This window comes from Alphaproteobacteria bacterium, from assembly GCA_024244705.1.
Lineage (GTDB): Bacteria > Pseudomonadota > Alphaproteobacteria > JAAEOK01 > JAAEOK01 > JAAEOK01.
The window spans coordinates 1-914 of the sequence record JAAEOK010000102.1 but is presented as its reverse complement, the minus strand read 5'-3'; the positions used below and the strand labels follow the sequence as shown (position 1 = coordinate 914).

The window sequence follows — 914 nt, the reverse complement described above, 5'->3', positions numbered from 1 at the left end:
TCCTGAGTCGTCATCGAGAAATGTCATTTGTATTGTAAACGGACCGCCATTTGAGGTTACTATCTGCCCTTCGGGTATGTTTGAACTGACAACCGATGGAGCGGTATCATCATTCCATACCCTGGCGGTTAGTTTACTGCCTTCTTGAGCATGAAAGCCCGGCAATAGAGTAATAAGTGATCCAGCCTTGAGTATGGCCTCGCCCCCGCTGGCCACCGTAAAGGATGGCCCTGCCGTAATAGTATAACGGGCTGTATAGACCTTAGTCTCCCCATTTACAACGGTTTCATTCTGTAAGACTAAGTCGTCGGATGTGGAAGCCGGGGGAGCAGCAGTCTCATAAAACACAACATAATTACTAACTGTTCCACCGGAAAATCCTGCCGCCTTGTTCGCTCCTAAATCTACACAGTCGCCTGATAGGAAGTCCTTACTGTATACCTTCAGGAATTGTTGAGTACTCAAAGAGGTGTCAATGGTATCTCCTGTATCTGTAAAAACGCTCAGCCAGTCAGGGAGGCTCGTTGCTCTTTGATCGTAAGCTACATAGACAGTGGCATTATTCTGGAGCTCAAAGGTCAGATAACCACTGGCAGTGGTACGGTTACTATTCGCGTTTGGAGTCTTGATCATATCCAAACCAATATATAGCGCAGGCACATTTGTGAATGTATATGTCCTGTCCGTATAATATTCCATTCCTACACTCAATATTGTCTCCTCGAACTTAACATCCAGGACGCAAGCCCCAACCTCATCATCTGTCACATCTATCGTATCTGTACCATCTGCATGTCCCACCGCTATCGCCCTCACAGTCACCGTCTGCGTACCATCTACCAGCGCGTCATCCACCGCCGTCACCGTAAATGAAGGCGATGTCGTCTGACCCGCAGCTATTGTCACTGTTGGAG

The 914-nt window shown here is 47.8% G+C and carries 1 protein-coding gene; it reads right to left on the bottom strand.

Going from position 1 to position 914, the window contains the following annotated elements; translation table 11 throughout:
* On the bottom strand, positions 1 to 855 hold an 855-nt coding region (locus tag GY791_19060), incomplete at its 3' end, for a hypothetical protein (GenBank protein MCP4330527.1).
* Positions 856 to 914 lie beyond the last annotated feature (59 nt).